The sequence below is a fragment of the Leptodesmis sp. genome (genome assembly GCF_052746595.1).
This window is the reverse complement of the sequence record NZ_JBRAGO010000098.1, coordinates 1-16,477: the sequence shown is the minus strand read 5'-3', so window position 1 is coordinate 16,477 and position 16,477 is coordinate 1. Positions and strand designations below refer to the sequence as shown.

Below are 16,477 nucleotides of genomic sequence, written 5' to 3'. Positions count from 1 at the left end.
CGAGGACGTCAAACCATCCTCGCGTTGCAGGCGCGCGTCCGACTGCTATGGTCATAGGGTTAAAACTCCCAGATCAAGGTATGAGTATTAAGACAGTCTACTCAAAAGCTAAATGGAATAGCTGTGCAAAAGCACGAGTCATCCAGCAGAATGAGCAGAGTTTACGTTTCTTTACTGTTTTCCAATTATACGGATCACACTCTAAATTTTCCACCGAATTTCTTAACACAACTTATAGTTTTAGTCGGATAGCTTAATAAGTATTTATACTAATCTCCCTGAAAGGCAGGAATAGAAGCAAGGCTGGAACAGGCTTCTACTTTCTCCTTCTTCATTGGTCCTGAACCTGGCTCTGTTCAAAACTTTTAGGTTGAATGGCCAGTTCATAGCTCATAGTGGAATGAACACCTCCCGGACTAACCGTTCCTGCGATAGGAGCGGCGTAGCGGGAGAAGGAACTGGTAACTAGGGTAATATGGCGATCGGCAACGGCTAATCCCTGGGTCGGGTCATAGCCACGCCAACCAGCACCAGGGAGGTAAACTTCGGCCCAGGCGTGGAGGTGGCGTTCGGAGTTATCGGGATCACCTTCTTGATAGCCGCTAACAAATCGGGCTGCCAGTCCGATCGCCCGACAAACTTCAGTAAACAATACAGAAAAGTCACGGCAGGAACCCGCTTTTTGAGTCCAGGTGAGGCCAGGTGGAAAGGGATCTCCGGTATCCCGACTCAGGTGCTGACAGCCTTTGTAAATTTGTGCGTTCAGTTCTGATAGAAAGCCTGCTGGATTGCCATGCACTTTCAGCCAAATTTCCTGAGCCAATTGGGCAGCAACTGGATCAAGGGAATCGGAGTAGCCCAGACGGTGTCCAACCAGATAAGGTTTTAACTGCACTAGTAAGGATGCCGGATAATCAATGGGTAGATGGGTTGCCCAGGGTTCTAAAAGATAGTCAAAGGGATTGGTACGATGGGTCGCGACTTGAGACTCGGCATGAACGGTCAGCGATAGGGTGGGTTCGCGATCAAACCATACTTTAATCAGTTCATTCCCATCTAAATCTGTGAAATAGGACTGATATTTGGGCACAGGAGTAACGGTCAGGGAAAATGATTCAACAGTCTGGCTGCTGTCACTGCGGGGACGCAGGCGAATCGTGTGAGGTTGCAGGATAACGGGTTGTTCGTAGGTGTAGTAGGTGGTGTGGCTAATGTGGTAACGCATAGGCAGTAAGAATTAAGAGTTAAGGATGATGAATTGTGCTATCAACTTGCATAGGCTGGGTTAGCGCTGCGTAACCCGTTACCTCTAGGCAGTGGGTTTAATCCGTTAGGCTAGCGCAGGTTAACCGATCAAAACGTTACCGATTTTGCATTTGTTCAGGGATCGGGCATGAGGAATTGGAATGCAGTTTGACAGTAACGGCGGTTCCCTGACCTGGAGTACTATTCACCTGAATGTGTCCGCCATGCAAATCCAGGCACTTTTTCACCAGGGTTAGGCCCAGTCCGGTACCGGGAACAGTTCCTACGTTACTGGCTCGATAGAAGGGTTCAAATAGATAGGGTTGGTCTTCTGGAGGAATGCCAATGCCCACATCGGTAATGGTGAGAATGACATCACCATTGGGACAGGAAAGATCTAGGGCGATTGAACTGCCAGGAGGAGAGTATTTGATGGCATTAGAGAGCAGGTTGGAGAGAATGTGCCACAGCAGCTTTTTGTCTAGACAGGTGTTGGCGCAATTTCCTTGAGTGGTAACAGTGATGGAGTGGGTGCTATCACTAATGAACTGAATTTCTTCTACCAGTTCCCGACAGAACTGTTCCAGATTCAGGAAGGTCGGGGAAAATTCTAAACTGCCTCCTTCGGCACGGGCAATGGTGAGAATATCGTTCAACAGGCTGTCCATTGATCGGATGGAATTCTGGATCAAGTATAAGTATTCACGCCGTCGCGCCTCCGGCATCGTGTTGCCGTACTGTTCCATCATCTGAGTGCAGGACAGAATAGAGGTCATAGGGGTACGGAACTCGTGAGCAAACATTGACCAGAAGCGAGATTTCAGTTCCCGCAGTTCCTGTTCTTTCTCCAGAGCCACTCGAATCGCCGCTTCCGCCAGCCGTCTCCGCAGGGCAACCTCGATCGCCACGTGCAGTTCTCGTTCATCAAAGGGCTTGATGATGTAACCAAAGGGTTCAGTTGCTTTCGCCCGTTGTAGGGTGGCTTCATCGGCATAGGCTGTCAAGTAAATCACAGGAATGTCGAAGTTCACCCGAATCGCTTCTGCGGCTTCAATGCCATCTGCTTCCCCCCATAATTGAATATCTATCAGCACCAGATCGGGGTGATGTTCTGCCACTTTTTGCAGAGCTTCATCTGCCGAGGAGGCGATCGCAGGGACTGCATACCCTAGTTGCAAGAGTCTTTTCTCAATATCTCTGGCAACGACTCGTTCATCTTCGACAACCACAATTTTTTCACCAGCCATGTTATTCCCTTCCTGTGTCGCTCATCTCCGAAAATGTCAGGGTGAAGGCCGTGCCATTGCTGCGATCAAGTTCAATCCTTCCCCCTAGTTGCTCTGTAAAGATACAGACCAGTTCTAATCCCAAAGACTCCGTATTGCGGAAATCAAGCGTCTCGGGCAACCCAATTCCATTATCTCGAACGGTTAAGGTCAACTGCTCAGCAGCAGTTTTCTGAATCTCGATCTCAATTTCATTTGTCTCTTGAGGCTGAGGAAAGGCGTGCTTAAGCGAATTGGAAACGAGTTCGTTAATGATTAATCCACAAGGAATGGCGGTGTCGATATTCAACCAGGCATCACCAGAGGTAATTCTCAATCGAATGGGTACTGCTCGGGAGGTATAGGAACGCATTAAATTTCCCGTTAACTCCGTTAAGTATTCACTCAGGTTGATTCTGGATAGATCGCTGGATTGGTAAAGTTTCTCATGAATCAGAGCCATTGAGCGAATTCGGTTCTGACTATCTTTAAATAACTCCAGAACTTGCTCATCTTTCACATAGTCAGACTGCAGCCTCAGTACACTAGAAATCACTTGCAGGTTGTTTTTAACTCGATGATGAATCTCCTTAAGCAGGCTTTCCTTCTCGCGCAAAGAGATTTTGAGTTGAGCTTCAGCTTTTTTGCGCTCGGCCAGTTCATTTTGCAGCTGTTGATATAGTTCAGATTGTTGAATCGCGATCGCCATGTGAGTTGCCAGTTGTTTCAATAGTTCCACCTCAAACGATCGCCAGTGCCGGGGTTCGGAGCAGTGGTAGGCACACAACAACCCCCACAAGTGATTCCCCTGGAGAATTGGCACCACCAGACTGGCCCGCACATCAAACAGTACCAGGATATCAATATGGCACTGGCTGAATCCGGCTGTGTAAATGTCATCTGTAACTAAAGTTCGCCCCTCCTTATAAGCCTGGGCATAATTCTGACCGAAACAAGTATCCTGGGTCGTACTCCCTAAGGCGGGTTGCCAGCCCTGTCCCACCGATTCCACCACCACTCTACCGCTCCAGTCCGGGTTGAAGCGATAAATCAGTACCCGCTCCGTCTTCAAAAACTGCCGCACTTCATCCACCGCTGTCTGGAGAATGGTGTTCAGTTGCAGCGATTCCCGAATATGCAGGGCCATGCGCTCCAGCAAACGACTACAGGCTAACTGTTCCCGCAATTCCTCCAAATTCAAGGAAGAAGACTCTGCCGTGACCATGGACGGAGGCGTAAAGCGATCGCCATCAGCCGCAAACGCTTCAATAGACTGCTCTACCGCGATCGCGGATGTGACGATCGTGGGCAAATCCAGACTATAGAGAAAGCTGGTAGGAGTTCCCAGTCCCAGCCATTCGCCTGTTGGTGAAGTCACAATAAAGTGCTGCACCTGTTGTTGCTGCATATACCAGTAGGCTGCTAGCACAGAATCTGAGGCACTAAAGCACGGTAAGGCCGGGTTCAGAACGGCCGTAGCAGGTAACTTGCTTAAGTCCAACCCTAAACTGTTCAGCAAAATGATGTTTCGGGCTGAAATGATTCCTACAGCAGTTGTTTCCTGATTCACGTTGGTCTGAGTGAGAACGACCTGATTCACCTGCCGTTCTGCCATTAAACGAGCTACAGTCAGGATTGAAGTGGTCTGGGGAGCTTGAACCACGGGATCTTTAGCGACTTCAGTTACAGGACGAGATTTGAGCAAATCATCTACATGCAAAGCTGACCGAATACCAGCTGCTGTAATCAGCCCCACTATGGTTCCCTCAGTACTGACAACAGGCAGGTGGTGAATTTGATGCTGGCGGAGCAGAGCCAAGGCCGCAAAGAGCGTTACCTCTGGAGAATCAGTGAGGACGATTGCAGGTTGCTGGGCGGCATCTGCCACCGTCGTCCGCATCAAATCAACACCAGAGGCAATCGCGTGTAGGACTTCCCGTTCCCCAAACACTCCTAACAGGCGATTGCGCTCGTTTACGACCAGCAACACCTGTGCCCGTGCCTGCCGTTGTAAATTTGGGTGTAGCGACAATTCCAAACCGGGTGCCACGCAACTACTCTGGGCTTTTCCCATGATCTCGATCGCAGCCTGCAAGGCAGTATCTGGGCGAATGGTCAAGGGACGCGGATCAACGGCATGCTCTAGACTAAACCTAGAGACTAAAAAATTTTGCTGTTCCATACATCGGCTCAGGCCACGGCTTGCCAAAGGGGATAAAAGGCAGAACTGACTGAACGCTACAGCGAAATTTGAGCAATTGCAACAGACAATTGACGATTATTAATTTTTCAATAAGAAGGAGTAAGCGGTAGCCAGCGATCGACCTCTGCAAGATCAGTGGACTCCAGTAAAATGACACCAAGAGGGCGCAGCCTTCTACACTAAAAGAGCATATTCGCTCCCGTGGAAAAGCCAGAGGTTCCCACATTGGTATCACGTCTCAGTCTTGCTCTCCTCACCTCCCTGCTGTTGGCGACTCCCGCTACGGCGCAATTGGCTCCATCGGACAGTGTGCCATCAGTTCCGGCAGTTCCGGCTCCGGTTTCTAAAGAACGGCAAGACCTGGAGCAACTGCGAGCCGAGTTGGAGAATCAGCGGCAGGCTCAATTACAGGCTAACCGTGCCTTGAATCAAACGGCTACCTTATTTACAGGATTACTAGCGGTGATGGTGCTGCTGTTGGGAGCAGCAGTGGTGACAGTATGGCGGATCCGGCAATCAGTGATGCAGGAAATTGCTGCAGCCGTGAAAGCGCAACTGGATGATGTGGCCGATCTGGAACAGCGAGTGCTGCGGGCTGGAAAGGAAATTGATGCAATTCTTCGGGAAGCTGATGACCTGGCGGACGACATGAACCAGGGAGCAGACGATTTTGCAGCAGAGATAGACGCTCAACGGGAGCGCTTAACTCAGTTAGTCACCGAGCTATCCCAGCTAAAGGAACAGCGCACCACCGATTTGGAGGGCCAACTGGAGGCGGCACGACTGCGCTTAGAGGGGCTGGAGTTAGGCTTTGTCAGCCAGTTGAATGAGTTACAGGAAGCGGCACGATCGCGCCAGGATGCCACCCTGAAAACTCTGCAACAATCCGAAACCCTCTTCAGCAATCGATTAACCCGATTGCAAAAAGAAGCCCAGGGTCGCACCGAACACGTGTTTCAGCAACTGAAGGCACTGGAAGGTTTGTTTGCTCCCTCCCTGTCCAAACTGCAACAGAATGTGGAAACCCAGGCGCAACAGAAAATTGCCGCCATTCTGGAAAACCTGAGAAGGCTGGAAGCTGACTTCGCTAGCCAACTGTCTCAAATCCGTAGCGGGGTTTACGGACGCAAAGAGGAGATCCTGCAAAGCCTGGACACACTGGCGGCGGATTTTTCGGCTCAACTCACGCGATTGCAGAATGATGCCCAGCAACAACGGCAGCATCTGTTTAGCAATTTGCAGACCCTACAAACGGATCTGACCCAGCAGCTCTCTGGCTTACAGGCCAAAACTCAAGCCCAACAAGAGGCTCTGCAGCAGATGCTGGAAACCCTGGATGCTGAAGTCCGCACCCAGTTAGAAAACCTGCAGAATGAGGCCCAGAATCAGCGGGGAGCCATGCGGCAGATTGTCGAGCGCTTACAGGCAGACTATACAGCGCAATTGGCTGAATTCCAAACCAGTACCGAATCCCAACGCAATTCCGTGCTGGCTACCCTGGAGCAATCTGAAGCCGATATTCTGGCTCAGTTGGACGATCTGAAAGCCCAAATTCAGGCCCAGAAAGGGCGCATTCGTGAAGTAGTGGCTGGACTGGAAAGTCGGGTCAGCGATCGTCTGGCTGATCTGCAAGCCGCTACCGAAAATCAGAAAGCCCAGACCTTCCAGAAGCTACAAGCCCTGGAAACCGAGTTGGCAACTCAGCTATCAATTTTACAAACGGATGCCCAGAGTCAGAAAGAAGTGATTTTGAAACAGTTGGCAGACGTTTCACCCCAGGTAATTACCGAAACCCTGCTGGATCACGTCCAGAGTCAACTAGATCGCCTGAACAGCCAGGTGGAACGGCTAGAGACGAATCGCCCCGAGTTGTTCATTGATCCAGAAGAAATTGCCCAAAAAGGCGATCGCTTGCGAACAGAAGGCCGTTATGCGGAAGCGATCGCCGAATATGACAAAGCACTAGAGATTCAGGCCACTAATGCCTCAGTCTGGTTTAATAAAGGCTTGGCCCTGGAAGCCCTGGAACGGTACGAAGAAGCGATCGCCGCCTTTGACAAATCCCTGGAATTCAAGCCGCAGAATCCAGAAGTCTGGTTCAACCGGGGCAATGCCTTACGGAAACTGCAACGGTATGAAGGAGCACTGGCTGCCTTCGACAAAGTGGTACAGTTACAAACTAATCATGCCCCAGCCTGGTTTAATCGCGGCCTGGTGCTGGCCCGCTTGAAACGGTACGAAGATGCCATTTCCTCCTATGACAAGGCTTTAGAATTCCAGCCCTCTCTCCATCAAGCCTGGTGCGATCGGGGAGTGGCCTTGGGTTATCTGCAGCGGCAAGAAGATGCCTTTAAGTCTTTCGACAAGGCGGTTCAGGTCAAACCTGATGATGCCGTAGCCTGGTTAAACCGGGGACTGGCTCTGCAGGAACTGGAACGCCATGAGGAAGCCTTCAACTCCTTTGAAAAAGCCATTCAATTCAACCCGAATAATCCCAAAACCTGGGACAAACGGGGCTACAGCCTAGTGAGCCTGGGACGGGATGACGAAGCGATCGCCAGCTTCGACAAAGCCACCACCCTCAATCCCAACTACGCCAGTGCTTACTACAACAAGGCCGCCTGCTATGCCCTGCAACGGAAAGCCGAGCCAGCCTTGGAATATCTCCAAAAAGCCATTCAACTTAACGCCGCCTACCGTAAACAAGCGGCTACGGATGAGGATTTTGAGGCCATTACGAGCGATCGACGGTTCAAGCGGTTGGTGGAAGGGTAGATGGGTCAACGGATTCCTTGTCTGGACAGATGAAAATAAGGCGGATCAAGTCAAATAGTAAACTACCATTGAGAAGAACTTTTATGGCCAACGATCGTCTGCCCAATAGCCATCCTGATGAAATTCTTTAGCTAGAGTTTCTTGAGCCATTGGCCATTACTCCCTATCGGTTAAGCAAAGATATCGGTGTAGCTCAGACACGAATCAGTGAGATTTGGGCTGGAAAGCGCAGCATTACTTAAACTCCTCATCTGCAAGGAAGCTAGGTTTTTACCAGGATTTTCTGCCTTACAGGGAATCGATCCCTTAGAATGAGTATAGATTACTTAAAATTTCGTAACCTTACGGTCTGAGTCGCACACCCATGACTTCAGCTACTTCCCTTTTTGCACCCGTCGAGGACGACCTTACTCTTTTGACAGAAAACCTCAAAAGCCTGATTGGTGCGCGTCATCCTATTCTTTATGCCGCTGCCGAGCATTTATTTGGGGCGCGAGGAAAACGGGTCAGACCCGCTATTGTACTCCTGGTGTCAAGGGCCACGCTCCCCGGTCAAGAGATTACCTCCCGGCATCGCCGTTTAGCAGAAATTACGGAGATGATCCACACCGCCAGCCTGGTGCATGATGATGTGGTGGATGAGGCGGAACTGCGGCGCGGTGTACCCACCGTTCACAGTAGTTTTGGCAATCGAATTGCGGTGCTGGCGGGAGATTTTCTGTTTGCCCAATCCTCCTGGTATCTGGCCAATCTGGACAATCTAGAAGTGGTGAAGTTGCTATCCCAGGTGATTATGGATCTGGCAGAAGGAGAGATTCAGCAGGGATTAAACCGCTTCTCGACCACTCTGTCGATCGATGCCTATCTGGAGAAAAGCTATTACAAAACGGCCAGTTTAATTGCCAATAGTTCCAAGGCTGCCGCCGTTCTGAGCGAAGTCTCTGATAGCCTGACCAGTAATCTCTATGCTTACGGTCGCCATATTGGTTTAGCGTTCCAGATTGTAGACGATATCCTGGATTTCACTGGCTCTACCGATGAACTGGGTAAACCAGCCGGATCTGATCTACAAAGCGGCAATCTAACCGCTCCAGTTTTATATGCTCTGGAAGAAAAACCATTCCTGGAAGTTTTAATTGAGCGGGAGTTTGCCCAGCCAGGGGATCTGGAACAGGCCGTTGCTCTCGTCAGAGATAGCCAAGGAATTGAGCGATCGCGGGAACTTGCCCGACACCACAGTCGTCTAGCGATCGAGTGTTTGGCAGAATTACCGCCTTCCTCCTCACGGCAGGCTCTGGTGAAGTTGGCCGATTATGTTCTCAGTCGCCTGTATTAGTTCGGTTCCTTAGGCTACCGCGAGCTATCATCAGCCATCTATCAGATTTGCAAGGCTTAACTGAAAGCATGGCCTTGCGATCGAGACGGGGCATCATCTGGCTAATTAATCAGCCAGGTAATTTTAATCAAAAATTTATATATGTACTTCTTATCTTGTGATCATCGAATTTCAGGTGTTAAATAATACATTGATCGCTCTAAAATCTGTGAAATCACCAGTAAGTGAGATTTAACTTTTAAGAGCTTTTAAGCAGTAGAGATCTTTCTCGCCAGAAAAAGTTGATGATAGTATAATCCCTGTTTCGCGTAGGATTGATGCATTACGCTTGCATGAGTGAATCCTGCGTTAATGTCTATTAGTTACTCCGAAAATGCTTTAACGGTTCTTTATCAATTGCAGTGATATTTTTTACAATTACTCAATAACAATGACTTAATTTTTATTTATTAAATGAAGTCATAAACGATAAGTTGTGTTAAAGTTCAGTCATCTAAAGGTAAAAAATACTTTGAGTTATCACTCATTTGTAGTCTTAGGTGGAAGAGAGCAATATCATTCCCAGTTTTTCTGAAGGTTACGGATTGAAAGTTGAGGTTGCAAAAGCTGTTTCATTACTCGATAAATTTTTGATCTCATTAGTGACTCCGTTTTAAGAAAATACCCATGCAATGAACTGGTTTCTTTAGAGCTTTTGATTAGAGAATGATCGTGTGCCGCGATCGTAAGTTCAGTGAATGTTGAATCAAATGCGATTAGTCAACTATTTTTCCGACTTGAGATGTTTCTCTTAAATTCCATGCCAGTCGGATAAAGTCAAGGTGTGAGTGTGTTTCTGTTCCCTGATCTACCTGAGGAAGTTTTCTCATCCTTAAGTAGCTTTGTAAGTTCTTTCTCAAGAATGATGAAATTTATGCAAGCCAAGTCCTAGAGTATAGCTAGATAATCGACCCTCTCGTTGAGAAGGTGCTCTTTATCTGGCGACTAAATCGATGCTATTCGAGAATCTGGATTCTTCTTAGAAGAAACTGCAATTTTGAGTTTAAGCAAGGTTTAGTTCTCTGAATAAACGTTTGGCACCAGTACAGCAAAGAATCCTGTCATTCTTGCTGATTCTGCATATCTTTTATCTGCTTTAGTATTAATTACAGCAACAGAGTTATGTTTTTTCAAAACCAGAAGTGCATTGCTCTAATCTCAGTGCATGGAGATCCAGCGGCTGAAATTGGTAAGGAAGAAGCAGGCGGCCAAAATGTCTATATCCGCCAGGTAGGAGAGGCCCTTTCAAGGCAGGGATGGCAGGTGGATATGTACACTCGTCGTGCGGATCCCGATCAGCCCAAGATTGTGCAACATACGCCTACCTGTCGCACGATTTGGATAAGTGCTGGTCCCAAGATGTTCATTCCCCGTGATGAACTGTTTGAATATCTGCCGACCTTTGTGCAGGGATTTCTTAAGTTCCAACGTCAGTCGGGCTACCCCTATCGGGTGGTGCACACCAATTACTGGCTTTCCTCCTGGGTGGGAATGCAACTGAAGAAAGTGTTGCCAGTATCCCAGGTGCATACTTACCACTCGTTAGGAGCCGTGAAGTATCAATCGATTCCTACGGTGCCCCTGATTGCCAGTACCCGATTGGACGTTGAAAAAATGTGCCTGGAAACGGCGGAACAGATTGTCGCTACCAGTCCTCAAGAAAAGGAACATATGCGATCGCTCGTTTCCACCAAGGGTAACATCGACATTATCCCTTGTGGTACGGATGTGCATCACTTTGGTTCCGTCTCCCGTGAAGCCGCACGACATACGCTGGGCATTGATTCCGATGAGAAGGTGATTCTCTATGTCGGTCGCTTCGATCCTCGCAAGGGGATTGAAACGCTGGTGCAGGCCGTGGCTCAGTCTCAGGTACGACAACATCAACGAGTCCGGCTGATCATTGGTGGCGGCAGTCGTCCGGGTGAAAGCGATGGTCGGGAACGGGAACGGATTGAAGGAATCGTGGCTGAGTTAGGACTGAGTGACATCACTCACTTCCCCGGTCGCCTGAATCCCAAAACCGATCTGCCGACTTACTATGCCGCTGCCGATGTCTCCGTGGTTCCCAGCCACTACGAACCCTTTGGGCTGGTGGCCGTAGAAGCGATGGCCTGCCGGACTCCCGTGATTGCCAGCAATGTGGGCGGGTTACAGTTCACCGTGCGATCGGAAGCCACCGGACTACTGGTGCCTCCTAAAGATGAAGCGGCCTTTGCAGCGGCGATCGATCGCATCCTGATGAACCCGACTTGGCAACGGGTTCTCGGTCTGGCCGCTCGCCAGCACGTCGAAGCTTCTGAACCCCTTTCTCGACAAGCTCACCACCGCAAATTGGACACTGTTGAAAAGGCTTCATGGCCTACCTACATTAGTCAAAAATTCTATTAATAAGATTTCTTTCCTGCTTAATCATCCTTAACATTGAAACCGCCTGAAACGCACGGTTATAGGGCGACACACTGCGGTAAGGTGGATAAAGTCACTTAACAAAGCCACACTTTAAATTCTCTGTATGTCCTTAGCCGCATCGCCTTCTACTTCCAACACCTCCACCCGCACCATTCGGATTGGCTCCCGGAAAAGCCAACTGGCGCTGGTTCAAACCTACTGGGTTAAGGATCAGTTACAGAAGGCATTCCCCGATCGCACCTTTGAAGTCCATACCATGAGCACTCAGGGCGACAAGATTTTAGATGTGGCACTGGCCAAAATCGGCGATAAGGGACTGTTTACCAAAGAACTGGAAGTCGGGATGCTCAATGGCGATATTGACTTTGCTGTTCATTCCCTGAAAGATTTGCCCACCCGCCTGCCCGAAGGACTGATGTTGGGTTGTGTGACGGAGCGAGAAAATCCTGCCGATGCTCTGGTGGTTCACGAACAGCATCAAGACAAACAACTGGAAACCTTGCCAGAAGGAGCCGTGGTGGGTACGTCCTCCTTACGTCGTCTGGCTCAACTGCGCCATCACTTCCCTCACCTCAGTTTCAAAGATGTGCGCGGCAACTTGAATACCCGCTTAGCCAAACTGGATGCGGGGGAATATGATGCCTTGATTCTGGCCGTAGCAGGATTGGAGCGTCTCGGTATGAGCGATCGCATCCACCAAGTCATTCCTGCTGAAATCTCTCTTCATGCTGTCGGACAGGGTGCATTGGGGATTGAATGTCGGGCTGACGACGCAGAAATCCTGGAACTCCTGAAAGCTCTGCAGCATCAACCGACCGCTAATCGCTGCTATGCAGAACGGGCCTTTCTGCGGGAACTAGAAGGTGGGTGTCAGGTGCCGATCGGGGTTAACACCGTTTTAGATGGCGATTCCCTGACCCTGACTGGAATTGTCGCCAGTCTGGACGGACAGAAACTCGTGAAGGATAGCGTCACTGGCCCCGCTGCCGAAGCCGAACGGTTAGGTACCGAATTGGCCCAGTGCCTGCGACAACAAGGTGCCCAGGACATCCTGGACGAAATTCTGGCAACGATTCAACGGGGGTGAAGTGAGAAGTTTTGAGTTGTAAGTTTTGAGTTTTAAACCAAGCCAAGCTAAAGAACGGTTGTTTTCCTATCAGAGAAACTACGATTCTGAACTTGAACAAGGTTTAATTTGAGAACTTAAAACTGGAAACTCTCCCTTAACTTTGAACAGACAGGAAAGCCGCTCTGGTTTATGATCACAGTGCGAATCTTTATCGATTGATCAAAGACTGACCGATCGAGAAGACCATATAGGGAGTAGATAAATCAGCATGCGAATCCTGTTTGTGGCTGCAGAAGCAGCACCACTGGCAAAGGTTGGTGGTATGGCGGATGTCGTTGGGGCATTGCCAAAGGTTCTGAAAAAGATGGGCCATGATGTCCGAGTTTTCATACCCTATTACGGATTCTTGTCAGAAAAGCTGAAAATCCCCAAGGAACCCATCTGGCACGGAACCGCTATGTTTCAGGATTTCCAGGTCTTTGAAACAACACTTCCGCATTCCGACGTGCCGCTTTATCTATTTGGCCACCCCGTATTTTCTCCACGTCGAATTTATTACGGAGAAGATGAGGATTGGCGGTTCACCCTGTTTGCCAATGGCGCGACGGAGTTCATCTGGAACTACCACTGGCGGCCCCAAATCGTTCACTGTAACGACTGGCATACGGGCATGATTCCGGTCTGGCTGCACGAAACGCACGATATTCGCACTGTTTTCACCATTCATAATCTGGCCTATCAGGGGCCGTGGCGCTGGCGGTTAGAGCAAATTACCTGGTGCCCATGGTTCATGCAGGGTCACAACACGATGGCTGCGGCAGTTCAGTTTGCTGATCGTGTCACCACTGTTTCTCCCACCTATGCAGAGCAGATTAAAACTCCAGCCTATGGGGAGCAGTTGGATGGCCTGATGTCCTTCATCAGCGGCAAATTAACCGGGATTTTGAATGGAATTGATACCGTGTCCTACAATCCGGCAACGGACAAAAGCCTGCCCCAGACCTTCACGGTGGATACCTTAGAGAATCGTCAGGCTAACAAAATTGCTTTACAGGAAGAAGTAGGGCTGGAAGTGAATTCCGAAGCCTTTCTGATTGGCATGGTGACGCGGTTGGTGGAGCAGAAAGGGATTGATCTGGCATTGCAGATTTTGGATCGATTCATGGCTTATTCCAACGCGCAGTTTATTCTGCTAGGAACGGGAGAGCGCTACTATGAAACCCAGATGTGGCAACTGGCCTCCCGTTACTCTGGTCGAATATCCGTTTATCTGTTGCATAATGATATCCTCGCCCGTCGTATCTACGCCGGAAGTGATGCCTTCCTGATGCCCTCCCGGTTTGAACCCTGCGGCATTAGTCAGATGTTGGCCATGCGCTATGGTTGCGTTCCGATCGTGCGGCGTACTGGAGGATTGGTCGATACCGTAGAACATCATGTCCCCATGGAAAATCGTGGCACAGGCTACTGTTTCGATCGCTATGAACCCCTGGATCTCTACACCTGTCTGGTGCGAGCCTGGGAAGGCTTTCAGTACAAAGACAAGTGGCAGAGCTTACAGCAACGGGGGATGGCCAAGGACTTCAGTTGGGATCGATCAGCGGAACAATACGTTAACCTATACCGGGATCTATTAGGCCCGGAAGCCGATGAACCCGCCTCAGTCCCTCAGGTTGCTCCAGAGGCCCAATCTCAGGAGGCTAAAAAGCCTGAATTAGTGATTTAAACCTTATCCAGGTCCAGAATCGTAGTTTCTCTGGTAGAAAAACGACCGTTCTCTAGCTGGACTTGGTTTAAAGCTGAAAATCAGGCAATCAAAGATCTTGGTTAACCCAGTCTTCTGGAGCTTGGGCGATCGCGCAAGCTCCAGAAGCTATTTCAAAAGCCCCAGTTTATCCCATAGACCTCTAGGGGCGTGGCATTTCGGTAAGGATTCTTCAGTGTTTTTGGGAAATCATTGGCCGCATGCTACGCCCTTACCAAGTTAAATTATTGTTGGCAGTTCTCGCGGCAATGCCAGCTATAAGTTGCAGGTGACCTTGGGCAGGCAGAAGAAAAGTATTCGGTGGTTAAAACCGCAACTACACTTACCCAGTCTGCCGACGCAGACTCAATACAATCCAGGTTTTCAGCAACCTGCGTCGGCAGATTTTCTCCGAATAGCCACGACTTCAGTTGCCAGGGTAATTTTGCTACCCTCTTCCCTTTTCCATCTTCTTCAGCGATTGTGTAATTCCCCCTGCAGCTTGGGCAAGTCTTCCCGCAGGAAAACCGTTAATCGTCCTGAATAAGCGAATCCATCAGGGCGAGGGGCAACTTCGATCCAGTAGGCATAGCGATCGCCCTCCCGCACTTCTCCCTGTAAATCTGCAAAAGCTGGAGTCCCGCGATTAATCCCCCGGCCCACCGTGGCCACATTCGGATACACATAGACTTGTCTGGCGCGGGCATAATCCTGATAGACGGTCGGGCCATAAATCGATCGCAGCGATTCCTCCAGACGGTAGGGCGTGACTCCATTAATCATGTCAAACAGAATTAATTCCTCCGTGCGGATAATCCTTCCTCCAAATCCGGTAGCTAGCCGTCCAACCTGAAAGGGCATCGCCTGGAAGGTAAATCGTTGCGCCGGGGTTTCTGCCCGTTTCACCAGCAATCGTTCTCCCCGGCTGGGCCGCAGGGTGGGATTGGCCTGAATCCAGGCGGCTGCTTCATCGGGGGTTTGTCCTGGAAGTGCCTGAGCCTGCCCCGCCATCAACGACAGCACCAGGCTACTCATGATCGCCGCCAACCCTGTCCCTCGACCCATAATCCTGACTCCCACACGCATTGGTCACACAGCCATCTTGCCATCAGTTGAGGAGTTTGCAGCTTTTTTCTTAGCTCGACTTTATCAATTTTGAAAAGGCTCCATTCTTAGGGGAGGCTAGATCCCAGGCTAGATAAAGTTGAGCTTAGAGGATATTTGAGCAGTCACGATCGCCCGATGTAGGGGCGCGGCATTCGGCTAATGATCTCTAAAAATACTACAAAACTGTTACCCGAATGCTACGCCCTTACAGGTGTAGGGTATGAAAATCAGGGCCAAAACACCCCTTTAAAGGAAGATGCTAAAAATGGTTTGTGGATCATGGTCGATCGTCAGTAGAGCCAGCCTGTTTCGGTAGACTGAAGAAAGTTGCAGAAGTTTACAAAACGGCTGCGGACTGATCCACTTACCAGGTTGCGAAACCATCATGACTGAAAATTCTTCTGATTCAACAACCAAAGGGCAAGAGGTTGCATCTCATCAAGGGGCTTCTCGGTTCAGGAACTTTGCGATCGCGCTGGTTGCCATCCTCCTCAGTACAGCCCTCTTTTTGGGATTGAAAACAGAAACGGCACCGGGGCTGTTAACGGCGATGGCAGAAGCATCCGTGCCTCTGGAAACAGCCCTTAGCAATGGCAAACCCACGTTAATGGAGTTCTATGCCAACTGGTGTACGAGTTGTCAGGCCATGGCTCCAGAGTTGCAAACGTTGAAACAGAACTACACCGATCGGGTCAATTTTGTGATGCTGAATGTGGACAACAGCAAGTGGTTACCCGAAATTCTCAAATATCAGGTCGATGGCATTCCCCATTTTGTGTTTTTGAATCAGGCAGGCGAAGCGATCGCACAGGTGATCGGCGAACAACCCACCTCGATCCTGGAAGCGAATCTGGTTGCTCTGTCGAGTAATTCTCCCCTCCCTTATGCAGAAGCAACTGGACAAACCTCCGCTTTCTCGCCTCCTGTCACCCCAGAAACAGCCAGCAAAACTGATCCCCGCAGTCACAGTAGCCAGGTGCAATCCTAGAACACAATCAACAGCAACCAATTTCTAGAAAAAATTGGTTCCCCTGTTATGAAACTGAAAAAAACTGGGTAACTTACCTCCAGGACATTGAAAGTCACTTACCCCGCACCTTTTTAGGAGAAATCTTGCATGAAGACTGAATTCAAGGCTAAGTTACTGAACCACTTGATCCAGCGTAAAAAGGACGACAAAGGGTTCACCCTGATCGAACTGCTAGTCGTCATTATCATTATCGGGATTCTGGCTGCGATCGCGCTACCGTCTTTCTTGAACCAGGCAAATAAAGCGAAGCAA

Annotated in this window: 11 protein-coding genes; 7 read left to right on the top strand and 4 right to left on the bottom strand. The window is 49.5% G+C overall.

Features of this window, described 5'->3' with window-relative positions; genetic code table 11:
* Window positions 1-331: 331 nt before the first annotated feature.
* From ACUVQO_RS18325 to ACUVQO_RS18315, 3 genes are all read right to left on the bottom strand, one after another.
* The gene (locus tag ACUVQO_RS18325; RefSeq protein ID WP_445927274.1) at window positions 332-1,225 is read right to left on the bottom strand and encodes a transglutaminase family protein; all 894 of its coding nucleotides are present in this window, start codon (window positions 1,223-1,225) and stop codon (window positions 332-334) included.
* 136 nt (window positions 1,226-1,361) lie between these two features.
* Entirely contained in the window at window positions 1,362-2,492 is a 1,131-nt protein-coding gene (locus ACUVQO_RS18320) for a hybrid sensor histidine kinase/response regulator (protein ID WP_445927273.1), read from the bottom strand.
* Between the two features lies 1 nt (window position 2,493).
* Entirely contained in the window at window positions 2,494-4,692 is a 2,199-nt protein-coding gene (locus tag ACUVQO_RS18315) for a histidine kinase dimerization/phosphoacceptor domain -containing protein (RefSeq protein ID WP_445927272.1), read from the bottom strand.
* Between the two features lie 246 nt (window positions 4,693-4,938).
* Between ACUVQO_RS18315 and ACUVQO_RS18310 the strand changes: the two genes are divergently transcribed.
* From ACUVQO_RS18310 to glgA, 5 genes are all read left to right on the top strand, one after another.
* Window positions 4,939-7,488, top strand: coding sequence for a tetratricopeptide repeat protein (locus ACUVQO_RS18310; protein ID WP_445927271.1), 2,550 nt, complete (start codon window positions 4,939-4,941; stop codon window positions 7,486-7,488).
* A gap of 364 nt (window positions 7,489-7,852) precedes the next feature.
* Window positions 7,853-8,824, top strand: a complete 972-nt coding sequence (gene sds, locus ACUVQO_RS18305) for a solanesyl diphosphate synthase (protein ID WP_445927270.1) — start codon at window positions 7,853-7,855, stop codon at window positions 8,822-8,824.
* Window positions 8,825-9,985: 1,161 nt separating this feature from the next.
* Window positions 9,986-11,254: a glycosyltransferase family 4 protein gene (locus tag ACUVQO_RS18300; RefSeq protein ID WP_445927269.1), complete on the top strand. Its 1,269-nt coding sequence runs from the start codon at window positions 9,986-9,988 to the stop codon at window positions 11,252-11,254.
* Window positions 11,255-11,378: 124 nt separating this feature from the next.
* Complete coding sequence (gene hemC, locus ACUVQO_RS18295; protein ID WP_445927268.1) at window positions 11,379-12,362, top strand: hydroxymethylbilane synthase; 984 nt, start codon at window positions 11,379-11,381, stop codon at window positions 12,360-12,362.
* A 250-nt stretch (window positions 12,363-12,612) separates the two neighbouring features.
* Window positions 12,613-14,070 (top strand): glycogen synthase GlgA, encoded by a 1,458-nt coding sequence (gene glgA, locus ACUVQO_RS18290; protein ID WP_445927267.1) that lies wholly within the window; start codon window positions 12,613-12,615, stop codon window positions 14,068-14,070.
* Between the two features lie 492 nt (window positions 14,071-14,562).
* On the opposite strand, the gene ACUVQO_RS18285 is transcribed toward glgA, so the two are convergent.
* Window positions 14,563-15,153, bottom strand: coding sequence for a hypothetical protein (locus ACUVQO_RS18285; RefSeq protein ID WP_445927266.1), 591 nt, complete (start codon window positions 15,151-15,153; stop codon window positions 14,563-14,565).
* Between the two features lie 427 nt (window positions 15,154-15,580).
* Between ACUVQO_RS18285 and ACUVQO_RS18280 the strand changes: the two genes are divergently transcribed.
* Both ACUVQO_RS18280 and ACUVQO_RS18275 read left to right on the top strand, forming a co-directional pair.
* Window positions 15,581-16,183 carry a thioredoxin family protein gene (locus ACUVQO_RS18280; RefSeq protein ID WP_445927265.1) on the top strand — a complete coding sequence of 201 codons (603 nt, stop codon included), beginning with the start codon at window positions 15,581-15,583 and terminating at the stop codon, window positions 16,181-16,183.
* A 129-nt stretch (window positions 16,184-16,312) separates the two neighbouring features.
* The coding region (locus ACUVQO_RS18275; RefSeq protein ID WP_445927275.1) for a prepilin-type N-terminal cleavage/methylation domain-containing protein at window positions 16,313-16,477 on the top strand (165 nt) is incomplete at its 3' end.